Below are 23,903 nucleotides of genomic sequence, written 5' to 3'. Positions count from 1 at the left end.
GCCAACCGGTACAGTTTGCACCGTTATGGATAAAACAGTTTGGGTAAAAACTTCCCACCACCAGCACAATTTCAACGAACTGTGACTACAAGGTCAGCTGTGCGAAGCGCAACATATGCCTCAGTTAAATAACCAATGCCGCCATAAGCGGAAGGAAGCACACCATGGAACGTACCCTCAGTTCCGACATGTTCGTAAGCGAAAGTTCGAAAGCCCAAGCTGCACTGCCACTGCGCATCGTCTCCAACCTGCTGCTCTGGCAACGCCGTATGTCCAGCCGCCATCAACTGGCACGCCTGGATCCACGCCTGCTGGCCGACGCCGGTATCAGTGAAGCCCAGCGCTTCGCCGAGCTGAGCAAGCCGTTCTGGCGTTAAGTGTTGTATCTGGCTGAAGCACGTCGTTAGAGCATCAGCCACCGAATTGAACAAAACGAAGCCCGCCGCAGGAAACTGCCGGCGGGCTTCGTCGTTTTGGGCCCGACGATTGGAGCGTGCGTACAGCTATGGGCACAACAACCGGTACAGTTTTAAAAATATTCAAACTGAAGCGATACAATCGGATCTAGCTGTGACTGACGGCCCGGGGTAGCGCCGGGGGACTATGTCTCCCCATACCCAGAACTCGCGACAGAGCGAGAAGGACCGTGCCATGGAACGCACACTCAGCCCGTCAGCTGCCCAGCCCACATTGCCCCAGAAGAAAACCAACTGGGCGCTGCGCCTAGTCGCCGTGATCGTGGTCTGGCGCCGCAACGCCCGCACACGAAAACAGTTGGCGCGCCTGGATGACCGGCAACTGGCCGATGCGGGCATTTGCCCGTGCGAGCGGGAGATGGAGCTGGAGAAGCCGTTCTGGCGGGAGTAAACCGGCACTTCCCCCCCGCCCCGTTTCTGTAGGAGCGAGCTTGCTGGCGAACGACGTCCGCACCGATCAGGTGTGAAAAAACGCTTCGCTAGCACGCTAGCGCCTACGAGCGCTCCATCCCTGCGGCGAACCTTTTCGCCTCACCACCCTCCAACCCCGCACCCAAGCGCCGCCGCTGCGCTAGGCTTAAGCCCGACACACACCCGCTTTCACCCGGAGTACCGCCATGTCCACCTTGCGCCTGCTCAGTGCTGCCGCCCTGTTCACCGTTGCCACTGCCGCTTCGGCTACCAGCTTCGTGTACACCACCGACGCCGTGGTCGGTGCCTTCAAGGGCACCTCCGATATCACCTCGGATATCTCTTCCTCCTTTAATGACGACAAAATCGTCCTCGCCGCCCGTGAAGACGCCGCCAGTTTTGTCGCCAGCGACGGCAGCATCCGGGGCGTGCGCCTGGAAGCGGCCCTGGCGCATGTCCGTCAGGTTGCCCCGCAGCTGCAGGCCCGTACCGACATGCAACTGGCCCAGTCGATTCTGGTGCTCTGAGCCCGTTACCGCTGGCAAACGCTGGTTCCGCGACGCCCCTTCGGCTAGCCTTGGCGCCCGCCGTTACGGGCGCTGCGTGACCGCCATCAAATAGCCACAATTGCGGTGGAACTGGCGCCACGCAATTTCGTCCAACTGTTCCACCAGCTCTCAGTAACCTTTACCCGCATTTGTTTCGGAGATTTCCCATGCGCCGCCCGCTTTCGCTCGCCGCTTTCGCATTGCTGATCACCACGGGCATTGCCCAGGCCCACACCTTGGTGGAGACCAGCGAAATCATCGTTCGCGCCTTCGGCCGCACCATCGATTTCACCTCCGACACCACCACCTCCGTGCGCGACTCGAAAGTCGTACTGGAAGCCCGTGACGACGCCGCCAGCTTCGTCGCCAGCGAAGGCGTCATCCGCGGCGCGCAACTGGAAGCCGCCTTCAGCACCCTGCGTGACCGCGTTCCGGAAGCGCGCGACGCCAGCGACCAGACTCTGGCCGAAGCCATCCTCGCTCTGTGAGGCCCCTGCGCGCCTGGCTGCTGAGCGCGGCGCTGTTAGGCAGCGCCAGCCTGGCCCAGGCGCAGCTGCGCCTTGAGCTCGATAACGACGGGCTGAGTGCCAGCCAGCAACAGGCCAGCCAGGCCCTGCTCGACGAAGCCCTGAGCAAGCTGCCGCCAGCCTTTGTGCAGCGCCTGGACCGCCAGGTGCAGATCCGCTGGACCGATAGCCTGGAGCTCGACACGTACGGCCAGGCGCGCAGCCCTACTGTTCTGCTCCTCAATCAGCAGTTACTACCGAGTCTCACCGACGGCTCCGCCGCGCAGGCAAAAACCAACCGCCCCCATGGCACCGTGCGCCAGGAACTGCTGGCCACCGTGCTGCACGAACTCACCCATATTTACGACCGTGCCCGCCTCTGGTCGCCCGAGCAGAAAACCCTGCTGCTGCGCTGCCAGCGCCAGCTGAAAAGCCAGGGCCTGATCGGCCAGATGGACGATTGCCGCGGCCAGGCCGAGCGTCGCTTCACCCTCAGCGACGACCCACGCCTGCTCGACCTCGCCGGCTGGCCGCAATACGTCGGCCGGCGTGGCGAGCGTGAAGCCAACAACCGGCAGGTCGCCCGCAGCCCGGACATCTACGAACTGAGCAACCCGCGCGAATTCGTCGCGGTGAACATGGAGTACTTCCTGCTCGACCCTGCCTACCCCTGCCGCCGCCCGGCGCTGTACCGCTACTACCGCGAACAGTTCGGTGGCTGGGCACCGGCCAACACCGAAACCTGCCCAAGCACCTTCGCCTACCTGAATGCCGGCCGCGACTTCGCCCGACAACCGCTGGGCAAGCTCGACCCCGAGCGGGTCTATGCGGTGGACTATCTGCTCGCCGAAGCCAACGACGAGTGGGCCAGCCGCTGGGGCCACAGCATGCTGCGCCTGGTGATCTGCGCGCCGGGGCGCCCGCGCGGGCCGGATTGCCGGTTGGATATGGAGTACAGCCTGGTGCTGTCTTACCGCGCGTTTGTCGGCGACTTGCAGCTGTCCAGCTGGGATGGTCTGACCGGGGTTTATCCGTCGCGGCTGTTTGTCTTACCGCTCAGTCAGGTGATCGAGGAGTACACCAAGGTCGAGCTGCGTGGCCTGGTGTCGGTGCCGCTCAAGCTTGATCGGCCCCAGCTCGAAGCCCTGGTCGAACACGCCGCTGAGCAGCACTGGAGCTACGACGGCAACTACTACTTCCTGTCCAACAACTGCGCGGTGGAAACCCTCAAATTGTTGCGCAGCGGCAGCGCCGAACCGCAGCTACAGAGCCTCGACAACATCATGCCCAACGGCCTGTTGGAAGTGCTCGCCGGGCGCGGCCTGGCCGACCTCAGCGTGCTCGACGACCGCAGCGAAGCGCTACGCCGCGGCTACCGCTTCGACTCCTTCCGCGACCGTTACCAGGCCATGTTCGAGGTGCTCAAAGAACGCTTGCCGATCTCGCAAAAGGAAGTGGATGAGTGGATCAGTCTGCCCGCCAGCGAGCGCCGCAGCTGGTTCGAAAAAGCCGACCTGCGCGCCAGCGCCGCCATGCTGTTGCTCGAACAGGCCGCGCAACGCCGGCAACTGTTGCTCGCCCAGGACGAACTCAAACGTCGCTACCTGAGCAGCCGCGCCCTGGCCGATGGCAGCAGTGGCGAAGCCGGCAAGACCCTGGAAAAAATCCTCGCCAACAGCGGCTTCCTGAGCCGCCCCGCCGAGCTGCTCGAAGGCGGCTACGGCCTGCCGCAAGCCGGCGAATGGCAGCACCTGCAAGAAGAAAGCGACAGCCGCCAGAAGCAACTGCGCCAACTCAGCGATGACCTCGACGGCCAGGTCCGTAGCCTGCTCGAACCCGAACGCCTGGCCGAGATCGACGCCGGCGAAACCAACCTCAAACAGCTCAGCGAACACCTGCGGGCGCTGCACAAAGCCTCGGGGGGACTGATCCTCCCGTGATGACGTTTTGTGGACGCGGCGTCTGCCTCGATTGGTCGCCCCTGCAAACAGTGCTTTCACCCGCTCTGCACGTTCAACAGCATCGAGGCTGAAGCCTCTCCCGGCTGGACCACTTAAAGCTTCTCCCCCTCTTCGCTCGGCAACTGCTCATCCAGATGCAACCACGGCAACCGCGTGGTCACCCAGATATGCCGGTCGGGCAACCCCAGTTCCGGGTGGTCGAAGGTGGCGACGGTGATGTCCATACTCTGCGGGCTCTGTTCGGTGAAGAAGGTCAGGAGCGCGCCGCATTGGCCGCAGAACGAGCGGGTGCAGCCGGGCGAGGAAACAAAACCCTGCGGCGTGCCTTGCAGCCATTCGAAGCGTTCCAGCGGCACGGTGATCCAGGTGGTGACGATGCCGCCAGAGGTTCGGCGGCACATGCTGCAGTGGCAGTGGGCGATGTCCGTAAGCGGCGCGTTGAAGCGGTAGCGCAGGGCGCCGCATTGGCAGCCGCCGGTGTAGATGTCGGTCATGGTCAGGCTCCTTGATGGCGCCCCCAAGCCTAGCCCGCACGCCTGCGCCTTGCACCTCGGCCATCGCCTGCGCAAGATGCCGACTCACCCACCCTGGGAGTTCGTCGTGTTGGAGTTGTGGTTGGCCCTGTGGCCGCTGTTTGCGCTGATTGTTGCCGGTTACGCCCTGCGCCGCCTGCGCTTTGCCGGTGACGAGTTCTGGCCGACCGCCGAACGTCTGAACTACTTCGTGCTGTTTCCCGCCCTGCTGTTCAGCAACCTGGCCACCGCACCGCTGGATAATCCGGCACTGCCGCGCCTGGCCCTGGCGGTGCTGCTTGGCCTGGGCGTGGCCTGGCTAGCGCTGCTGCTGGGCAAACGCCTGCGCGGCTGGACTGCAGCGCGCTTCGGCGCCATCAGCCAGGGCGTACTGCGCTTCAATACCTACCTGGGGCTGGCCGCCGTCGGCGCGTTGTATGGCAAGGAGGGGCTGACCCTGGCGGCCTTGATGTTGGCGATGATGGTGCCGGCGGTGAACCTGCTGTCGGTGTGGGCGCTAACCGCCGAGCGTGGTGTCAGCAGCCGCAGCCTGTTGCTGCCGATTGCCCGCAACCCGCTGATTCTCGCCTGCGCGGCGGGCGCGCTGGTCAACCTGCTGGGCATCGGGTTGCCCGGTGGCAGCGACCGCCTGCTCAGCCTGCTGGCAGTCGCCAGCCTGCCACTCGGCCTCCTGTGCGTGGGCGCCGCGCTACGTCCCCAACAGTTGGCCGGCGAGGCGTCGGCGCTGAGCTGGAACTGCGCAGTGCGTTTGCTGCTAATGCCGCTGCTCGCCTATGCGGTGGCGCGCGGGCTGAATCTGCCGGCGTTGCCCAGCAGCGTGCTGATTCTGTTTTTTGCCCTGCCCACTGCACCGACCTCCTACGTACTCACCCGCCAACTGGGCGGTGACAGCCAGTTGATGGCCGGCATCATCACCCTGCAAACCGCCCTCGCCGCCATCAGCCTGATGCTGGTACTCAGCCTGCTCGGCTAGCCGCTGGTCCGCTTTCAGCCAATGAAAGCTGGCTGAAAGTTTCGCCCCTTAGCATCCCACCACCGCCGGCACCTGACCGGCTGCCGGCTGCCCAGCGCAGACCGGCGACTTCCAACAATAAAAAGTGGTGATTGCCATGTTCCGCTGCGCCCTGCGTACCCCCGTTCTCCGTCCCCCTCGCGCCCGTTGCTGACGCCCGTCCGCCGCCTCGCCCGTTAACCTTCGGAGAACTGCCATGTTGACCCTCCTCGGCTTTGCCATGGTCATCACCTTTATGTACCTGATCATGAGCAAACGCCTGTCGGCGTTGATTGCCCTGATCATCATCCCCATCGTCTACGCCCTGCTCGGCGGCTTTGCCGGCAAGATCGGGCCGATGATGCTCGAGGGCATCACCAAGCTCGCCCCCACCGGGGTGATGCTGATGTTCGCGATTCTCTACTTCGCCCTGATGATCGACTCCGGCCTGTTCGACCCGGCCGTGCGCAAGATCCTCAAGCTGGTCAAAGGCGACCCGTTGAAAGTCTCGGTCGGCACCGCGGTGCTAGCGCTGGTGGTGTCCCTGGATGGCGACGGCGCCACCACGTACATGATCTGCGTGGCGGCCATGCTGCCGCTGTACCAGCGCCTGGGCATGAGCCCACGGATCATGGCCGGGCTGATCATTCTGGCCGGCGGGGTAATGAACATGACACCTTGGGGCGGGCCGACTGCTCGAGCCGCCAGCGCCCTGCATGTCGACCCTTCTGACATCTTCGTGCCAATGATTCCGGCCATGGCCGCCGGTGTGCTGGCGATCCTGGCCATCGCCTATGCCTACGGCAAACGGGAACGGGCGCGCCTGGGTGAACTGCATTTGCCCGGCGATGAGGTAGAAGGTGGCGAGATCAGCGTGTCGCAATTCCCCGACGCGCGCCGGCCGAAGCTGTTGTGGTTCAACGCGGCCCTCACCGTGGCGTTGATGGTGGCGCTGATTCAGGGCCTGCTGCCACTGCCGGTGCTGTTCATGCTGGCCTTCGGCATCGCCATGATCGTCAACTACCCCTGCCTGCAGCAGCAGAAAGAGCGGGTTGCCGCGCATTCGGCCAATGTCCTGGCAGTGGTCGGATTGATCTTCGCGGCGGGGATTTTCACCGGCATTCTTTCTGGAACCGGCATGGTCGACGCCATGTCGAAAAGCCTGTTGGCGGTGATCCCCAACGCCATGGGCCCGTACCTGGCGGTGATCACGGCCCTGGTGAGCATGCCTTTCACCTTTTTCATGTCCAACGACGCCTTCTACTACGGCGTATTGCCGGTGCTCACCGAAGCCGCCAGCCATTACGGCATCAGCGCGGTGGAAATGGCCCGCGCCTCCATCGTTGGCCAACCGGTGCACTTGCTCAGCCCGCTGGTGCCCTCCACCTACCTGCTGGTGGGCCTGGCCGGCATCGAATTTGGCGACCACCAGCGCTTCACCTTGAAATGGGCAGTTCTGGTTTGCCTGTGTATCCTTGTCGCCGCGCTGCTGATGGGAATTTTCCCAGTGTTCGGCGGCTAATCATTTGAAAGCTCGCGTAAGAGGAAGCTGTACATGGAATGGCTGACCAGCCCGGAAATCTGGATCGCATTTTTTACCCTGACGGCGCTGGAAATCGTCCTGGGGATCGACAACATCATCATGATCTCGATCCTGGTCAGCCGCATGCCCAAGGCCATGCAGCCCAAGACCCGCTTCTTCGGCCTCGCCCTGGCCATGGTCACGCGCATCCTGCTGCTGCTGTCGATCACCTGGGTGATGCGCCTGACCGCCGACCTGTTCAGCGTCATGGGCCAGGGTTTCTCCGGCCGTGACCTGATCCTGTTCTTCGGTGGCCTGTTCCTCCTGTGGAAAAGCAGCACCGAGATGTACCACGGCCTGGAAGGCGAAGACGAAACCGGCGACGAGCCCAAAGGCATGGGCGGCGGTTTTATCGGCACCATCATTCAGATCGCCATCATCGACATCGTGTTCTCCCTGGACTCGGTGATCACTGCGGTCGGCATGGTTTCCCATGTCCCGGTGATGATCGCGGCCATCGTGGTAGCCGTGATGGTGATGATGCTAGCCGCTGGCACCATCAGCGACTTCATCGACAAGCACCCGTCACTGAAGATGCTCGCCCTGTCCTTCCTGATCATGGTCGGTACCGTGCTGATCGCCGAAGCCTTCGACATGCACCTGCCCAAAGGCTACGTGTACTTCGCCATGGCCTTCTCGCTGGCGGTAGAAGCGGTGAACATCAAAATGCGCACGGCCCGCGACCGCAAAAAAGCCGACGTGGTGAAGCTGCGCAAGGACATCCCGGGCGAGTAACACAACCCTGTGGATAGAAAAACGGGACCTTCGGGTCCCGTTGTTTTATGCCTGGCACGCCGCGCTAATACCCTTTCATCTCCTCGTCTTTGAACAAGCGCTTAACGCCACTGCCCAGCATCGTTTGCAGCAGGTTGTTCATGCTCGGCAGGTCGTTGTCGAAGCCGCCGTGGCTGCGGCTGCTGCTTTGTGCGCTGGCACTGCTGGCGATCACCAGGGTGCTGCCCGACGGTTGCGGTTTGTATTTGCCCTTGTCCATATGGGCAACCTCCATGCCCAGAATCGGCACCCGCGCGGTCTTGTTGTCGTAGGCGTTGGCCACCAGGTACAGCAGCGACTTGCGGTACACCTGGGCGACGTTGTCGTCCTGCTCGGCCTGGTCAGACAGCACCAGCAACTTCTGCTGGGCGATGCCCTTGGCCTTGCCCAAGGCCGGCAAAAAGCTCTGCTCGTATAACGCCACGGTGCACGCCGGGGCGAACAGCACCAGGTTGGCGATCTGCGGGCCGTTCAGCGCTTGCCAGCGTTGCAGCAGGTGCGCATGCCAGATCGAGCCGGCGCTGTGGCCGGCCAGGTGCACCTGCGGCGCGGCCTTGCCCAGCCCGTCGAGAAACGCCAGCAGGCGCTTGAGCACCTGGGTGCCGGCACCCTGTGGCACGAAGGCACGCTGGGCATCCAGCTTCATTTCCTGCCAGAGGGAAAACCCCAGGGGCTGGGTGAGTTTTTCCACCTGGTTGTCCCACCACGAACTGGCCGAGCCGACGCGTTCGTCCACCGCCGGTTTCTTGATTCGCAGCAGGTCACCAAGCTCGCTCCACAGCCCGGTTTCCCAAATGAAATGCAGCTCGTAAATGCCATTGGCTTCGAACACCGGCCGCCACTTGAAGGCACGCATGGCCGAGCTTTCCACCTCGTTCAAGCCGCCGTGGGCATACAGCACAATGTGCTTGGGCTGGCTGGCCTGCAGCGAGGCGATGATGGCGTCCAGCTGGGTATTGTCGGAGGCGTACTGGCCCTGGTTGTCCAGGCGGCCGTTGTCGATGTGCAGGTAGTGCAGGTAGATCGATTCCTGCGGCGGCGCCGGTTGCGCCGCGCGGGCCACGCCGCCATCGGCGGTGTAGCGGCTGGCGGTGTCGGTGACCTCGAAGTTGACCTTCACCCCCAGCTGCGCCACCCACACGTCCCAGACATTCGCCTCGAAGTCGGCGTAGCTCCACAGCGCCACCCCTGAGTAGGTGTGCTTGCCAACAGTGAAGCCGCCCCAGTCACCCCAGGAGTTCTGCACCAGAAAACCATCGCGGGTGTAACCGATGATGCAGAAGGCATGGCCGGTGTCTTCCTCACCGGCGTTAGGCCGCCAGGCGATCTTGCCGCCGCGCGGCGCGTCCCAGCCGCCATGGGTCTTGGCCGAGGCAAACAGCACGCCGACATCGCGCAGCGCGGCCTGCACATCGTTGATCCGTGAGAACACCCGGAAGTACGCACCCAGCGGAATATCCAGGGCCTCTTGCTGCAGTGCCGGGGTGATGCCGGCCTTGCGCGTCAGCGGCCAGCTTTTATCCAGGCATACGCCGTGCTTGTGCCAGCCCTTCATCGCGCCACGGGCGCTGCTGTAGTCGTAGTTTTCCCCCGGCCACTGGTCGTAGCGGCGGGCCATGGCAAACAACATGGCCGGGCTCACCAGGCCTTTCTGGCCGCGGCTCGCGCGCAGGTAATTGATCGTCGCCGCCAGGCCGAAGCCGGTGCAGGCGCCCTGCACGCCCTGGTCGAGCACGTTCAGGTGCGGCCAGACCGGGTACAGTTCATCCGGCAACGGGGTGAGCGAGGCGCTGTAGGTGAGGTCGCGAAAGTCCATCGAATCGCGGCGTACATCCAGCTTCGGCTGGCTGGGCTTCTTCGCCGCCGCGGGCTTTTTGGCAGGGATGGTTTTGGCGGAGGTGCTCGCGGCTTTTTTGCTCGCGGCGGTCTGGTTTTTGACACGAGGCGAGACAGGGCGCTTGGCCATGACAACTCCTTGTCGATGCGTGGAAGACACTGCTGGTGCCAAAGCATTGACGGCTTTTTCGCAGAGTCAAACTGGAGCGGCCGCAACTGACGAAAGGCGTGCTTTGTTTGCGGCTGGAGAATGGTTTGCCGCAAAATTCTGGGTCCCAGCCTGCGCTGGGACGACGGTAGTTTTTGCTACTTACTCCGTCATCCCAGCGCAGGCTGGGATCCAGGCGCGGTGATTCAAGCTAGGTACGAGCGACATTCAAAACAAACTGAGCTGATCCTGATCGCTCGCAGGTTTAACAGGCTGCGCGGCAAACACCTCCACCGGCACCCGCAAGCGCTCGGCCAACCCTGCCGCGCGTTCGGCGCGGGTGCTCACGGCTTCGGCCAAACGTGCTGGCAGCGCCCAGATTTCCACCTTGTGTTTCGCCCGGGTAATGCCGGTGTAGAACAGTGAGCGGGTCAACAGCGGGCTGGCGGTGTCGGGCAGGGCCAACAGCACTTCGCTGAATTCCGAGCCCTGGCTTTTATGCACGGTCATGGCAAAGGCGCTGTCGTGGCTGGGCAGGCGCGCCGGCGAGAACGGGCGGAAGGTCGGCTCGCTTTCGCCGGCACTTTCGAAGAACACCCGCAGGCCATGTTCACTGGCTAAACAGATGCCGATATCGCCGTTGAACAGGCCGAGGGCGTAGTCGTTCTGGCGCACCATGATCGCCCGGCCGGGGTACCAACGCTCGCGGCTGGCCAGGCTGAAGCGACGTTTGATCCGTGCCTCCAGCGCTTCGTTGATGCCCTCCACGCCCCAGGGGCCCTGGCGTTGCGCAGTCAGGGCGCGAAAGCCGTTGAAGGCGGCGAAGGTGGCGGCCACATTGCCGCTGCGGGCGGCGGCCAGGTACGGCGCGTAGCCTTGCTCCAAGCGTTCGAGCAAGGCGTTGGGCGTCGGCTCGGCCTGCCAGGCCAGGTCCGCGCGCCCCTCTTTCAACAGGTTCAGGGTGCCGGCAGCATCGCCACTGTTGATCCGCCGCGCCAGCTCGCCAATGCCGCTGTCGCCGGCAAAACGGTGGCTGTGGGTGAGCAGCACCACGGCGTCACCCAGGCGCGAGCTGGGAGCCTGAGCCTCAACGGTCTGGCCAGTAATCTGCTGCAACGCCGCGGCGGTATCGGGCAAAAATCCGCGTCCTTCACACAGCTCCGCAAACACCGCACCGGCCTCCACCGCCGACAGTTGGTCCTTGTCGCCGAGCAGAATCAGCCGGGCCGTGGCCGGCAGCGCATCCACCAGCTTGGCCATCAGCGCCAGGTCGACCATCGACGCCTCGTCCACCACCAGCACATCCAGCGGCAACGGGCTGGCGGCGTGGTGGCGCACATGCGGGCTGTCGCCGCGGCTGCCCAGCAGGCGGTGCAGGGTGCGCGCTTCATCCGGCAGGGCGGCCTTGATCGCCTCACTTACTGGCAGTTCAGCTTTAGCGTTGCGGATCGCTTCGGCCATACGCGCCGCCGCTTTGCCGGTGGGCGCGGCCAGGCCAATGGCCAGGCGTTCGCCACCCGGTTGTTCGAGCAGTGCGGCAAGCAGGCGCACCACGGTGGTGGTCTTGCCGGTGCCCGGGCCGCCGGAAATCACCGCCAGGTTGCGCCGCACGGCTTGCGCCGCCGCCAGCCGCTGCCAGTCCGGCCCAGCCTGGCTGTTGTTGCGCGCGAACAGACGCGCCAGGCCGTCGCTCAACAGCTGCTCATCCACCTCGGGGTTGGCACTGCCGCGCGTCAGCAACTGCTCGGCGAGCTGGGTTTCGTAATGGTGATAACGCGCCAGGTACAAGCGCTCGCCATCCAGAATCAGCGGAGCAAATTCGCCCGGAGCACCGACCAAAGACGACGCGTGCAACTGCGCCGACCATAGCGCCAGCGGCGGCAGCAGCAGGCCGCCCGCCACCTCAGGCCAGGCGCGCTGCCCAGCCCAACGGCGCAGCGGCAGGCACACGTCGCCGTTGACCAACGCCGCGCAGGTCAGCGCCGCCGCGCAGAGCACGGCCTCCTCGGCCTCGTGGTCCAGGCGCTGCAAGCTGGCGACAAAGGCGCGCTCCAGCGGCCCTAACGGCAGGTCGGCGAGGCTCATGGCTGCTCCTCGTTGAACAACTGGTCGAGGGCGTCCAGCAGGGCATCAGAGGGACGGGAGAAATACACCCCGGCACTCGGCATGCCGCGCAGGAACAGGTAGTAAGCGCCGCCCAATTGTTCATCCTGGAAGTCGGCCAGACGCTGGCGCAGGAAGCGCCGCAGCGCCACCAGGTAGATGAGGAATTGCAGGTAGTAGTGCTCGCCGGCCAGGGCCTGGAGCAGGCGTTCGCCGCCGTAGTAACTGACGTCCGGGCCCAGCCAGTTGGACTTGTAGTCGGCGATATACCAGCGACCTTCATGCTCGAACGTGAGGTCGATAAAGCCTTTGAGAAAGCCCTTGAGGCTGTCGAATTCCAGACGTTGCGCCGCCTCGCGCATCGGCGCCGGCAGGCCGTACTGCGGGTCGGCAAGAATCGCCCGCAGGCGCAGCACATCGAGGTTGGCCACCGGGAAGGTAAAGCCCAGCTCCGGCAGACGCCGCGCCGACACCAGGCTGGCCAGGGTCAGGCCCTGGCCATCGAGGTCGCTGTCGAGCACCAACTGCAGGTGCGCGGCCGCCAGTTCGCTCCAGTCGCGCGGCAGGCCGTGGTCGATCAAGGCAGCGTCGACCAGGGCCGGCAGCTCGCCCTTGCCACGCGCCCAGTCTTCCAACACCGCATGCAGGCAGGTACCGGCGCGGGCGCCCCGGGGGAAGGCAAAGAAGCCCAGGCCCGGGTCGGTGGCGGCGGGAATGCTCAGGTTGTCGCGGTCCGGGGCTTCCATGTGCATGCCCGCCGACAGCCCGGAAAAGCTGCCAATCCGCCAGGCGCTGTGCAGGCTGCGCTCGAACTGGCCGAGTTGCTCGGGTGCCGGCGCACGCTGCTCGCCGCCGGCGCTGGCTTCACTGCTGAGCAGCGGCAAGCGGGCGAAGGTGCCGGCGCTGGCAGTCACCAGTTGATCGATCTCGTCTGCGAGGCTGGCGCCACTGCGTTCGTTGAGGTGTTGGGCCAATTCATCAAGGGCATCGGTACCGGGCAATTCCCGACCGTGCAGCAGCCAGGCAAGGGCGCTGCTGTGCAGGCCCTCTTCCGGCAGCAGGCCGGTTTTTTTCACCGGCGCCGGCACCGCCACCGGGCCCCAGTGCAACCACAGACGATCACGGGCGCGGGTCAGCGCTACATAGGCCAGGCGCAGGTGCTCGGCGAACACTTCTTCGCGGGCGCGCTGCAGGTGAACCGCCAGGTTTTCGCTGCCCATATCCAACAGCGGCTGGCCGTCGTCGTCGTGGCAGGTCGCGCTGTCTTTATGCTGCCCGAGTAGGCGGCCGTTCCACAGATACGGGCAGAACACCAACGGGTATTCGAGGCCCTTACTGGTGTGGATGGTGACAATCTGCACCCGTTCAGCATCGCTTTCCAGGCGCAGCAGAGCGTCTTCGCCAGCGCCTTCGCTGCCGCGCTGGGCGTTCAGCCAGGCCAGCAACGGCTCCAGGCCGGGGCGCTGTTGGCTCTCGGCTTGCAGCAGCTCGGCCAGGTGCAGCAGGTTGGTCAGCCGCCGCTCGCCATCGGGCGCGGCCAGCAGCCGTTCGGCCACCTGCTCCTGATCCAGCCAGGCGCGGAAGGCGCGCATGAATCCTTGCTGCTGCCAGAGTTGGTGATACAGCTCGGCGTCTTCACGCTCACGGTCCCAGGCGCGTTCATCATCCTGGCAGCGCGCCAGCTGCAAGGCGTCGCGGCCGAGCAGGCGCGTGGACAAGGCATAACGCAACACACCCTCGCGCCCCGGCTCGGCATAGGCCGCCAACACCGCCGCCAGCTCAGCCGCTTCCTCGCTGTGCCACACGCTCTGATTGCCACGGCGCACGCTGGGCACGCCACGGGCGACCAACTGCTCGGCGACTTCCGAGGCCTGGCGGTGGTTGGACACCAGCACGGCAATGTCCCCGCCCTTCAGCGGCGTGCGCTCGCCGTCTTTCTCGAAATAGGCCTGGCCCTGGGCGCTGGCCGCCAACAGGCTGGCAATGCGCTGCGCGGTATCCACCGCCACCAGGCTGTCGGCGCGGCCCTTGTTCAGCGGCTCATCACCGAGCCAGACCAACGCCAGCGGCGCCTCATTGCCCGGCGGCAGCACCAGCTGCGAACGGGCCTTGGCGCCGGCTCGCACTGGCGGGTAGTCCAGGCCGTTGACCGCAAACGGTTGCGGGCGGGCGAACAGCAGGTTCAGCGCGGCAATCAGCTCGGCGGTGGAGCGGTAGTTGAACGGCAGGTCATAGCAACGCTCAGCAGCGTCACGGGCCTTCAGGTAAGTGGCCAGGTCGGCACCGCGGAAGGCATAGATCGCCTGCTTGGGGTCGCCGACAAAACACAGGTCGCTGCCGTCCTGATACACCCGGTCGAATATCTGGTACTGCACCGGGTCGGTGTCCTGGAATTCGTCGATCAACGCCAGCGGATAACGGGTGCGCAGGGTCACCGCCAGGGCATCGCCGGCCGGGCCCTGCAGCGCTTCGTTCAAGCGGTTGAGCAAATCATCGAAGGCCAGAATGCGCTGCGCGGCCTTGCGCGCCGGCAGCTCGGCATTGAGCTTGTCGAGCAGGCGCACCTGCAGGGCGATCAGCCGTTGCTCGCCAGCGGGCAAGGCGTCGGCAATTGCTACCAGCAACTCATCGAAAGCATCGGCAATGTTGTGGCTGGGCGCCTCGTGGCCTTTTTTGGTGGCCTTGTGCAGCGCACTGGCGGTGAATTTTTCCAGCCCGGTGGGCACTTCGAACAGCGCGGCGGGGTCGGCGAAATAGCTGTCCAACTCGGCCGACCACTGGGGAAATTTTGGCAGTTTGTGCGTGCTCTGACTCAGCCCGCCATGCTCCTGCAACTGCTCGATCCAGGCGTAACCGCCACGGCGCCACAGCTCGGCGGCGCGGTTCCAGGCCAGGCTGGCAGCGGTCAACTCATCCGAGGCAGGGCCTGCTTCATCGATACGCGGCTCGATGCGCAGATAGGGCTTGCCCAGGTGCGGGCGCAAACGCTGCCGCAGCAGCGCCGGGGTGATTTTTTTCTTCGCCAGAAAGCGCGCCCAGGCCGGGTCGGCACTGGCCAGTTCATGGCGCCAGGCATCGGTGAGCAAGGCATCCAGCACCTCGCGGTCATCGCTGGCCAGCTCACTGTCGAAATCACCACCGGCTTCAAACGCCGCGTCCTGCAGGGCGCGCTGACAGAAGCCGTGGATGGTGAAAATCGCCGCTTCATCGAAGCCATGCACCGCCAGCAGCAAGCGCCGCCGCGCTTCTTCGCCGGGGTACTGGGCATGCAGACGGCTGAGGAAATCGTCGTCACTGGGCGTGCCCTCATACACGGCCAACAACTCCGCCAGGCGTGCGCGAATGCGCTCACGCAACTCGGCAGTGGCGGCGGTGGTGTAAGTGACCACCAGAATCTGCCCGACGCTCAGTTGCCGCTCCAGCAGCAAACGCGCGTAGAGCGCGGTGAGCGTCCAGGTTTTACCGGTGCCGGCGCTGGCCTCGATCAGCGAGCGGCCGCTGAATGAGGAGCTGTGCAGGTCGAGGCTCATTCCTCGTCCTCCGCCGCCGGTGCCAGGGCCTGCAAGGCCGGCACAATCAGCTCCTCGGCCAGGGTTTCGAAACGCTCGCCAAGCACTTCGCGGTCGCGGAAGGCCAGGGCATACCAGGGGTCTTGCGACTCACCGGGCAGCGGGCTGAAGTCGGCACCTTCCCAGGCGACTTGCGCCTTGTAGCGGGCCGCTTCGATGGGTTCTTTGCGCCCCGGCTTGAGCAGCCCTTCGGCGAAGCCGTAGCTGCTTTTGAGCATCAGCGGCAGCGGCTCGCAGAGGGCTTCGCGGTAGGCCTCGAGCCAGGGCAACAGCAGTTCGCGCGGGTTGACCAACAGGCCGAGCTGCCAGTCCTGCACCGGGGAAATCAGCAGGCTTTCGCGGGCAATGGCCGGCGTCGCGCTGAGGTTGAGCAGCAGGTGGCGCAACCAGAACGCCGGCAGGTCCCAGGCGCTCGGCGCATTCAGGCGCCATTCGAACAGGCCGCTGCTGGTCACCCCTTCGAGCCAGCCATGGATATGCACGCCGCCCAGTTGCACATCCACCAGCAGCGGTTGCGCCTGTTCTTCCGGGCGCGCTTCGAACAGCCGCGGCGCAAAGGCGCGCACCGGGCCACGCAGCTTGCCCCACAGGGCCTGGCCCAACTCGCCCGTGGGCAACCAGCCGGCGGCGCGGGCGACATTGCGCTCCTGCTCCGGCGACCAATTGCGCTCCACTGCTTCCAGTGCCAGCTGGCGCAAGCCGCGCCAGGCCGGGCCTTCGAGGGCGAAGGGTTCGTCGCTGGCGAGCGCTTCATCGGCATCCGCCAGGCGCAGGCCCAGGCGCTGCTCGAGGAGAAACCGCGCCGGGTGGCGGAAGCACTGCAGCAGTTGCGACGGTTCGATATGCAGCCAGTCTGCACCCGGCTCCGGCAGGCGCCCGGCAAATGCCGCCGGGCTGCTCTGCGGTGGCTCGGCCAGACGCTGGGCGGCGCGAAACCAGGACGCGGCGTAACTGCGCTGCGCACCGCCGGCGAAGTTGCCGGGGGCGAAGGGTTGCAGCGGGTGGGCGATGGTCAGGTGTTTGCTGGCTGGCTCTTGCAGGAGCGATGCTTCTGGATCAACAGCATCGCGGCTGAAGCCGCTCCTACGGACCGCATAAGCCGTTAAATCGACCGACTCCAGCACTTCGCTGATCAACACCGATGGCGGCAGCTCGGCGTTATTGCGCGGGTCGCGGCCGACGTAGCTGAGGTACAGCGCATCGCGGGCCGACAGCAGAATTTCCAGCAGCAAGTAGCGGTCGTCCAGACGCCGTGCACGGTCACCACGACGGGGGTGCTGGCTGATCAGATCGAAGCCGGCCGCCGGGGTGCGACGAGGCAATGCGCCGTCGTCCAGGCCGAGCAGGCAGACCAGACGGAACGGCAGGCTACGCATCGGCACCATGGTGCAGAAGGTCACCGCGCCAGTGAGAAAACCCGAAGCGCCACTGCCCTGCTCCAGCGCCGTGCTCAGTTGCTGGCGTACCAGCGCCAACTCCAGCGGCCGCTGAATGCCGGCGGCCACCGCCTGGTCACGCAAGGCGGCGCAGGCCTGGCTGAGCAACAGCAAGGTATCGCCGGCTTCACGCTCATCGAACAGGCTGTCGATCAACGCCTGCAGGGTGTCGGCCCAGTCGGCCAGCGGCCGCGGGCGTTGCAGGTCTTCGGCTAACGACGCCAGGCGCTGGACGAACCCCGCCAGGCGCCCAAGCAATTGCGCCCGCGCGCCTTCCAGCGCATCCAGCGGCCAGGTTTCACCAAGCAGCGGCGCCGCATCGCCGGCCAGCTTCGGCGGCGCGGCAAAACCCAGCAGCAGGCGGTCGAGACCCTGGCGCCAGGTGAAGGCGGCATCCGCCGGCAACCCCAGCTGTTCGCGGTGCTCACTGTCGCGGCCCCACCGCACGCCGGCTTCGCGAAGCCAATCGCGCAGCAGCGGCAGGTCTTCGTTTTCGATGCCGGCGCGACGGGCAATCGCCGGTTGCTCCAGCCAGGTGAGAATTTCTTCAGCGCCAAAGCGGCTCTGCTCCAGCGCCAGCAAGCCGAGGAAGGCTTCGATCAGCGGCACCTCGGCGCGCAGGCTGCGGTCGGCCAGGCTGAACGGGATACGCGGCGACCGCGGGCCACGGCCGGCGTTGTCGCGGCTGGCAAATACGGCTTCGATATAGGGCGCGTAGCGCTCGATATCCGGGGTCAGCACCACCACTTGGTCGGGCGTCAGCGTCGGGTCCGCAGCGAACCGGGCGAGCAACTGGTCGTGGAGAATTTCCACCTCGCGCAGCGGCGAGTGGGCGATATGCACTTCCAGCGAACGGTCGTCGGCACGCAGCGCCAGGCGCTCCTCGGGCTTGCGTGTACGCAGGCGCAGAATGTCGTTCTGCAGCGCTCGCAGCAGCGAACTGTCGTGCAGGTCGGCGTCTTCGGAATACAGCCCGACCTCATGGCCGCCGAGGCTGAACAGCGCATCGAAAAAGTCCCGCCCCTGCTTGCCCAGGCTGGCCAGCAACGGATGGCCGACATCCAGGTACCAATCATCGGCGGCGGTGGCACTGGCGATCACCGGCTGGCGCGCCAGCTCACGCACATCGCGGATATCGCCCCAGGCTTCGCGGCACGGGTTGAGGGCGCAAACCACCACCTCGACATGCCGTGCCAGCCCTTCGAGCACGCGCATATGGTGCGGCGGCAGGCTGCTGATGCCGAACACCAGCAGGCGTTCTGGCAGGCCGGCAATAGGACTGTCGTCGTGCAGACGGCGCAGCAGGTCGTCGAGCAAACGGGCGCGGTGCGGGTGGCCGTCGCGGGTCAGCTCGCGCCACAGCAAGGCTTGCCAGGCTTCGTCGGTGCCGAGCTCAAGCAGCTCGTTGCGCTCCCAGGCGGCCAGCCAGTCATCGCGGTACAGCAGGTATTGGTCGAAGACGTCGGCGATGCGCGCGCCCAGGGACAACCGTCGGCGCTCGTCGCCACCTTCCAGGTACTGCGCCAAACGGGGCGCCTGCTCCAGGTGGCTCGGCTCGCACAGCCAGTCGTACAGACGCCAGGTCAAGGTGGTGGGGGAAAACGCCGACTGTTCAGGCAAGTGCCCAAGCACCAGGCGCGACACTTCCCAGACAAACTTGGCCGGCAGCTGCACCTCCAACTGCATGGCGATGCCCTGCTTGCGTGCCAATTCCAGGGTCAGCCAACGGCCCATGCCCTGGCTCGGCACCACCACCAACGCCGGGGCAAACGGCTCCCGTTGCGGCTGGGCCAACAGGGTAGTGGCCAGCGCGCCGAGGGTTTCCAGATCGGGGGCGTGGTAAAGCGTGAGCATGAGCGAAATCGCAGGCTGGAGTCGGCGTAGGTTACCACTTCGGCAAGGCCAAATAGGCGGGCAAAAACTGGCGCCAACGGCATTCGCCAACTACAGCTAAGACTATGGCGGGCAAGAAAAAATCGAACGAGTCAGGGGCCAGGTCGGTCCATTGCCCATAACATTAGTGTCACGCCAGCTTCACAATCGCTGCCAGGGAGGCCGCCTTATGCTGACCCTGCTCAACCTGCTGTCCGCCGTCGCCCTGCTCATCTGGGGCACCCATATCGTGCGCACCGGCATCCTGCGGGTGTACGGCTCGCAACTGCGCAAAGTCCTCAGCCACAACATGAACACGCGCTCGCTGGCGTTCGCCGCCGGCATCGGTGTGACCGCGCTGGTGCAAAGCAGCAATGCCACCGCGCTGCTGGTGACCTCCTTCGTTGGCCAGGGCTTGATGGCCCTGACCCCGGCGCTGACCATCATGCTCGGCGCCGACGTCGGTACCGCGCTGATGGCACGGGTGCTGACCCTCGACCTGTCGTGGCTGTCGCCGCTGCTGATCTTCCTCGGGGTGATCTTCTTTCTCTCACGCAAACAGAGCCGCGCCGGCCAGCTCGGGCGGGTGGCTATCGGCCTGGGTTTGATCGTGCTGGCGCTGGAGCTGATCGTCAGTGCCGCGCTACCGATCACTGAAGCCCACGGCATCAAAGTGCTGTTCTCCTCACTGACCGGCGACGTGCTGCTCGATGCCCTGGTGGGCGCGCTGTTCGCCCTGATTTCCTATTCCAGCCTGGCCGCCGTGCTGCTCACCGCGACCATGGCCAGCGCCGGTTTGATCAGCCTGCCCGTGGCCCTCGGCCTTGTGATTGGCGCCAACATCGGCAGCGGCATTCTGGCCCTGCTAAGCAGCAGCATGCAGACCGAAGCGGGCCGGCGCGTGGCGCTCGGCAGCCTGTTGTACAAAGTCATCGGCCTGCTGCTCATCAGCCCGTTTATCCACCCGCTGGTGCATTGGCTGAGCACCCTGAAAATGAGCCCGCAAACCCTGGTGATCGGCTTCCACCTGGCCTACAACACCAGCCGCTGCCTGCTGATGCTGCCCACCGTCAACGTCATGGCGCGCTTCTGCAACTGGCTGCTGCCCGACCACCAACTCGACAACGGCGTGGCCAAACCCCGCCACTTGGACATGACCGCCCTCGACACCCCGAGCCTGGCGCTGAACAACGCCGTGCGCGAAACCCTGCGCATCGGCGACCTGGTGGAAACCATGCTCGGCCATTTCCTCGCCGTACTGCGCGGCCCGCAACCGCTGGCCGCCAAGGAACTGCGGCGCCTGGGCGATGACGTCGACGCCCTGTACAGCGCGGTGAAGCTGTACCTGGCACAAGTGCCCGGCGAAGCGCTCGGCGACCATGACCGCCGGCGCTGGGCGGAGATCATCGAGCTCAGCGTCGACCTGCAACAAGCCGCCGACCTGCTGGAACGCATGCTCGGCAAAGTGCAGAACCAGAAGACCGCGCAGCATCATTCCTTCTCGGAAAACGGCCTGCAGGAACTCACCGAAATGCACCAGCAACTGGTGGCCAACCTGCGCCTGGGCCTCAGCGTGTTTCTGTCCGGCGACGCCCACAGCGCCCGCCAACTGCTGCGCGAAAAACGTCGCTTCCGCGCGCAAGAGCGGCGCATGGCCCACGCCCATGTGCACCGCCTGCATCACCAAGTGGTGCAAAGCATCGAAACCAGCTCGCTGCACCTGGAACTGATTGCCGACATGAAGCGCCTCAACTCACTGTTCTGCAGCAGCGCCTACGCCGCCCTGGAAAGCCACGAACACGGCACGCTGGCCGATGGCGACGACGACCACCCCGAGGCCGCCGAGCAGCACGCCACCGAGCTGGACAGCCACGAAGCCAAACCGGCAGCGCGCTGAGCGCTGTCTTTTAACTGACGGCTTGGGCAGAATCTTGTGCCATGCCCAACGCCATCGACCCACGCCACGCCTCCGTCAGCGCCAGCATCACCCAAGCGGTGCTGCATGCCGCCGTGCGCCTGAGCGTATCGCGCCCTGAACTACTCGCCGCCTGCGGCCTGAGCGAAAGCCAACTCGGCGACCCCGACGCACGCATTCCCTTCAGCGCCCACGAACAACTCTGGCAAGCCCTGTGTGAGCGCCTGGCGCTGTCCGAACCGGGCCTGGCCATCGGCGCCAACCTGGCCCCCGGCCCGTTCAGCGTGCTCGGTTACCTGCTGCAAAGCAGCGCCACCCTCGGCGAGGCCCTGGCCGCCGCCTTGCGCTACCAGCGCCTGGTGGGTGAAGGCGGCGAACTGCAACTGCAAGAACACGGCGCAGAGCTGCGCGTGCTGTACCGCCCCGTCCACCCGCACGCGCCCGCCACCCGCACCCGCGTGCTGGCACTGATGGTGTTCTGGGTGCAAATGATGGCCCCGCTGGTCAGCCACTACCGCCTGCTGCGCGCCGAATTCGCCCACCCGCAACCCGGCGACCTCAGCCCCTATAGCGAAGCCTTCGGCTGCCCCCTGGCCTTCGGCGCCAGCGACTACAGCCTGGTGCTGCCCCTGGAATTGCGCAGCGCCGCGCTGATTCAAGCCAACCCACCGCTGCAAACCCTCCTGCGCCAACACGCCGAAGCCCTCCTCGCCCGCCTGCCCAGCGAAGGCCTCGTCGCCCGCGTCGTCACCCTGCTCGGCGCCCAACTGGCCCACGGCGAACCCGACCGCGCCGAACTCGCCCGCACCCTCAACCTCAGCGAACGCACCCTGCAACGCCGCCTCGCCGACGAAGGCAGCAGCTATCAACAACTGCTCAGCGATACCCGCCAGCAATTGGCCGAACGTTACCTCGACGATGGGCAACTGCCTGCGGCGGAGATTGCGCTGTTGCTGGGGTATTCGGAACCGAGCGTGTTTTTTCGCGCGTTCAGGAATTGGACGGGGTTGACGCCGGGGGAGTATCGGTTGCGGGGGAAGGGCTGAGGCACAACCGTCGGGCTGAAGGGTCACCACACTACTTTTTGCATGGAGGCAAAAATGAAACACACCACTCGCACATTTTTAGCCATTGCTCTACTGCTGCTCAGCGGGCGCCACGCCGCTGCTACCAACGACCACCTGCAGCCAAATACTTCATACGTTGTAGAACCCGACCTCTACCAACGTATGCTCAGCCAAGTCTTTCACCCGATCTACCAGGAACGAGACCTTAAGCTGGCAGTTTTGATTACTCCTTCCTTCAAGCCGGAGCAGGTGGTCGGCATTAGAAGTCGAGACGGTAAAGACGAAGTGGTGGTGGCTGCCGCACGTCAGAGTATCTGGGGCTATGTGGACGTGGAGTCCTACGAAGCCGCGCAACGAGACGAGCCGTATAGCTACCTGATAGAGGAGTCCGACTACAAATCACAGCGTGCGCAATTGCCCGGAAGCTATCGGGACGTCCCGCTGGACATAGCGTCTGTCCCCGTCGATGCAGAATTGGCAAAACGCATCTCCAGCGTCTGGAAGTCCGCGCTGCTGTCGGCAAGGCAACCCGTAGAACCCGAGCTCGGCTTGGACGGCACCACCTTTACCTTTTCGATGCGGGTACACGGTTATGGAGTATTGAGTGGGTCGACATGGAGCCCGGATGCAGATACGGACATGCACAGCCTGGTAACGCTGGCAAAAGTGATGCAGCAGTACGCAACAGGGAATAAAGCCGTTACGGATGTGGAACGGGCGGTGGGTGAATATGAAAAAAGGCTGGTTAATACTCAACCTGCCGTGGATTCCGAGAAGTCCAACGGGGGAAAAATATGATTCGCGTCGAAACCGAACAACATGGCGCCGGTGAGTACCCCATCGAAATAACCATCACCTCAACGCGTGGTGATTTGATCAGACGAATACTCAAAAACGCCGCTGGCGAGGTATTTCGTGAATGGACTTACGAATACGATGGTGAGGGCCGTTGCCTTTCCGGTGTCGTTATGGATGTCGACCATAAAGTACTGTCAGTCATAGAAAACACTTTTGCCCAGACCGGGGCTTTGCTTGAGTCAGAAGCGCGCGACCCAGTTTCGAATATCGAGATATGGAGGGTTTCAAACACCCTCAATGAGCGATGCAAGATTGAGCGCACCGATTATTTTGCGCATGGGCTGAAGATGGGCTTTTCCATTCCTGACAACCCGGAAGACGAATACAGCCTTAACCGGTATTTCAACGCCGACGGAAATGAAATTTCACACATTCCATCTTCAGCAGATTATGAGTAAATCCGAAGGCTGCGAATGCGCATTCTAGTCTCGAATAAAAACTTCCGGAAACAGGTAAATACAACGTGTTTCAAGGTCCTGAAAAATGTGGTCTTTGCTGCTTTTGGAACCCTATAAAAGACAGCTTTATCCTCCTACTCTAATTAACCTTGATGAATTAGCTCGTCACTTTCTGGCTCAACTAACTTCGTAGTTGATATCCAGACTTAGGAGTAAAAATGCCACAGCATCAACTCACCCCTGAGGATATCTATACCTTCGCAAAATCTGAATTCCCTGAGTACCAGCGCGCGATTACACTGAGCACCCGTTTGGCAGAAGACTTAAAGCTACTTGGCGACGACGCCAGTGAGTTTATTGAGCGGTTCTCAGAGCAATTTAACGTTGATTTGTCGGGCTTCGTTTTTTCCGATCACTTTCCGGCCGAGGGATCTGCCGAGATGCTTGCATATCTCTCGCGAGTCGCTGCCCCGTCCAAACACACACTTATCCGATTCATGCGACGATTTGATTGTGCGCTCTGGCAACTGTTCGCGAATAAAATCTCGTTCAAACCTGTAACGTTGGAACACCTCTATTTGAGCGCCAAGTCCGGTAGTTGGGCATATGAACAGTCCACTCAACTCAGCACAAGACAAGCAAAATGACCTGGCTTAGCGATCTCTACGCCTCCTATTTCCACTGGTTCTTTACTGCTATCGCACTCCTGTTTGGCGCTCTTTCATTGCTGGCTGGCCGCAAGGCTTTTTTCTACCCAGGCCAAGCACCCAAGCAAAAGCGCTTTAGTCTCTGGCTAGCCGCTTTTCTGTTCGCGGTTGTTTGGTTGGTGGCGGCGACCTACGTCAGCTACGAGGCGTTTCAATGGCATGCGTTTCTTACGGCGAAAAAGGGCGGCTAAGCGTGGGACAAAGCTCGCCTT

Annotated in this window: 19 protein-coding genes; 14 read left to right on the top strand and 5 right to left on the bottom strand. The window is 64.0% G+C overall.

Features of this window, described 5'->3' with window-relative positions; genetic code table 11:
* The first annotated feature begins 164 nt into the window (after positions 1 to 164).
* The 5 genes from C8K61_RS24455 (at position 165) to C8K61_RS24435 (ending at position 3,881) form a co-directional block, all read left to right on the top strand.
* Positions 165 to 377: a DUF1127 domain-containing protein gene (locus C8K61_RS24455; protein WP_108099119.1), complete on the top strand. Its 213-nt coding sequence runs from the start codon at positions 165 to 167 to the stop codon at positions 375 to 377.
* Positions 378 to 651: 274 nt separating this feature from the next.
* Entirely contained in the window at positions 652 to 867 is a 216-nt protein-coding gene (locus tag C8K61_RS24450; protein ID WP_108099117.1) for a DUF1127 domain-containing protein, read from the top strand.
* 226 nt (positions 868 to 1,093) lie between these two features.
* Positions 1,094 to 1,414, top strand: coding sequence for a DUF2388 domain-containing protein (locus C8K61_RS24445; RefSeq protein ID WP_108099115.1), 321 nt, complete (start codon positions 1,094 to 1,096; stop codon positions 1,412 to 1,414).
* Positions 1,415 to 1,602: 188 nt separating this feature from the next.
* Positions 1,603 to 1,923 (top strand): DUF2388 domain-containing protein, encoded by a 321-nt coding sequence (locus C8K61_RS24440; protein WP_108099113.1) that lies wholly within the window; start codon positions 1,603 to 1,605, stop codon positions 1,921 to 1,923.
* A complete protein-coding gene (locus C8K61_RS24435) occupies positions 1,920 to 3,881 on the top strand; it encodes a DUF4105 domain-containing protein (RefSeq protein WP_108099111.1) in 1,962 nt (653 codons plus the stop codon). The genes C8K61_RS24440 and C8K61_RS24435 overlap by 4 nt, the downstream gene beginning before the upstream one ends.
* Positions 3,882 to 3,994: 113 nt before the next feature.
* Here C8K61_RS24435 and C8K61_RS24430 read toward each other — a convergent pair whose 3' ends face one another.
* Entirely contained in the window at positions 3,995 to 4,396 is a 402-nt protein-coding gene (locus C8K61_RS24430; protein ID WP_108099109.1) for a GFA family protein, read from the bottom strand.
* Between the two features lie 76 nt (positions 4,397 to 4,472).
* Between C8K61_RS24430 and C8K61_RS24425 the strand changes: the two genes are divergently transcribed.
* From C8K61_RS24425 to C8K61_RS24415, 3 genes are all read left to right on the top strand, one after another.
* On the top strand, positions 4,473 to 5,408 hold the full coding sequence (locus C8K61_RS24425; RefSeq protein WP_108099139.1) for an AEC family transporter: 936 nt from the start codon (positions 4,473 to 4,475) through the stop codon (positions 5,406 to 5,408).
* 235 nt (positions 5,409 to 5,643) lie between these two features.
* Positions 5,644 to 6,948: a CitMHS family transporter gene (locus C8K61_RS24420; RefSeq protein WP_108099107.1), complete on the top strand. Its 1,305-nt coding sequence runs from the start codon at positions 5,644 to 5,646 to the stop codon at positions 6,946 to 6,948.
* A gap of 33 nt (positions 6,949 to 6,981) precedes the next feature.
* Positions 6,982 to 7,743 (top strand): TerC family protein, encoded by a 762-nt coding sequence (locus tag C8K61_RS24415; RefSeq protein ID WP_108099105.1) that lies wholly within the window; start codon positions 6,982 to 6,984, stop codon positions 7,741 to 7,743.
* Positions 7,744 to 7,807: 64 nt separating this feature from the next.
* Here C8K61_RS24415 and C8K61_RS24410 read toward each other — a convergent pair whose 3' ends face one another.
* From C8K61_RS24410 to recC, 4 genes are all read right to left on the bottom strand, one after another.
* A complete protein-coding gene (locus tag C8K61_RS24410; RefSeq protein ID WP_108099103.1) occupies positions 7,808 to 9,748 on the bottom strand; it encodes a C1 family peptidase in 1,941 nt (646 codons plus the stop codon).
* 246 nt (positions 9,749 to 9,994) lie between these two features.
* The gene (gene recD, locus C8K61_RS24405) at positions 9,995 to 11,851 is read right to left on the bottom strand and encodes an exodeoxyribonuclease V subunit alpha (RefSeq protein ID WP_108099101.1); all 1,857 of its coding nucleotides are present in this window, start codon (positions 11,849 to 11,851) and stop codon (positions 9,995 to 9,997) included.
* Entirely contained in the window at positions 11,848 to 15,399 is a 3,552-nt protein-coding gene (gene recB, locus C8K61_RS24400) for an exodeoxyribonuclease V subunit beta (protein ID WP_108099099.1), read from the bottom strand. The genes recD and recB overlap by 4 nt, the downstream gene beginning before the upstream one ends.
* Positions 15,396 to 18,728: an exodeoxyribonuclease V subunit gamma gene (recC, locus tag C8K61_RS24395; RefSeq protein WP_108099097.1), complete on the bottom strand. Its 3,333-nt coding sequence runs from the start codon at positions 18,726 to 18,728 to the stop codon at positions 15,396 to 15,398. The genes recB and recC overlap by 4 nt, the downstream gene beginning before the upstream one ends.
* A gap of 208 nt (positions 18,729 to 18,936) precedes the next feature.
* On the opposite strand from recC, the gene C8K61_RS24390 reads away from it, so the two are divergent.
* The 6 genes from C8K61_RS24390 to C8K61_RS24365 all read left to right on the top strand — a co-directional run bounded on the left by C8K61_RS24390 (position 18,937) and on the right by C8K61_RS24365 (position 23,882).
* On the top strand, positions 18,937 to 20,643 hold the full coding sequence (locus tag C8K61_RS24390) for a Na/Pi cotransporter family protein (protein WP_108099095.1): 1,707 nt from the start codon (positions 18,937 to 18,939) through the stop codon (positions 20,641 to 20,643).
* 41 nt (positions 20,644 to 20,684) lie between these two features.
* Entirely contained in the window at positions 20,685 to 21,707 is a 1,023-nt protein-coding gene (locus C8K61_RS24385) for an AraC family transcriptional regulator (protein ID WP_108099093.1), read from the top strand.
* A gap of 54 nt (positions 21,708 to 21,761) precedes the next feature.
* Positions 21,762 to 22,526, top strand: a complete 765-nt coding sequence (locus tag C8K61_RS24380) for a hypothetical protein (protein WP_108099091.1) — start codon at positions 21,762 to 21,764, stop codon at positions 22,524 to 22,526.
* Positions 22,523 to 22,984 carry a hypothetical protein gene (locus C8K61_RS24375; protein ID WP_108099090.1) on the top strand — a complete coding sequence of 154 codons (462 nt, stop codon included), beginning with the start codon at positions 22,523 to 22,525 and terminating at the stop codon, positions 22,982 to 22,984. Before C8K61_RS24380 ends, C8K61_RS24375 begins: the two co-directional genes overlap by 4 nt.
* 218 nt (positions 22,985 to 23,202) lie before the next feature.
* A complete protein-coding gene (locus tag C8K61_RS24370; protein ID WP_108099088.1) occupies positions 23,203 to 23,631 on the top strand; it encodes a DUF1493 family protein in 429 nt (142 codons plus the stop codon).
* Positions 23,628 to 23,882 (top strand): hypothetical protein, encoded by a 255-nt coding sequence (locus C8K61_RS24365; protein ID WP_108099086.1) that lies wholly within the window; start codon positions 23,628 to 23,630, stop codon positions 23,880 to 23,882. Before C8K61_RS24370 ends, C8K61_RS24365 begins: the two co-directional genes overlap by 4 nt.
* Positions 23,883 to 23,903: the final 21 nt, after the last annotated feature.

Origin of the sequence: Pseudomonas sp. GV071, assembly GCF_003050835.1 — a bacterium.
In the GTDB taxonomy this organism is placed as follows: Bacteria; Pseudomonadota; Gammaproteobacteria; order Pseudomonadales; family Pseudomonadaceae; genus Aquipseudomonas.
This window is presented reverse-complemented; position numbering and strand designations above follow the sequence as displayed.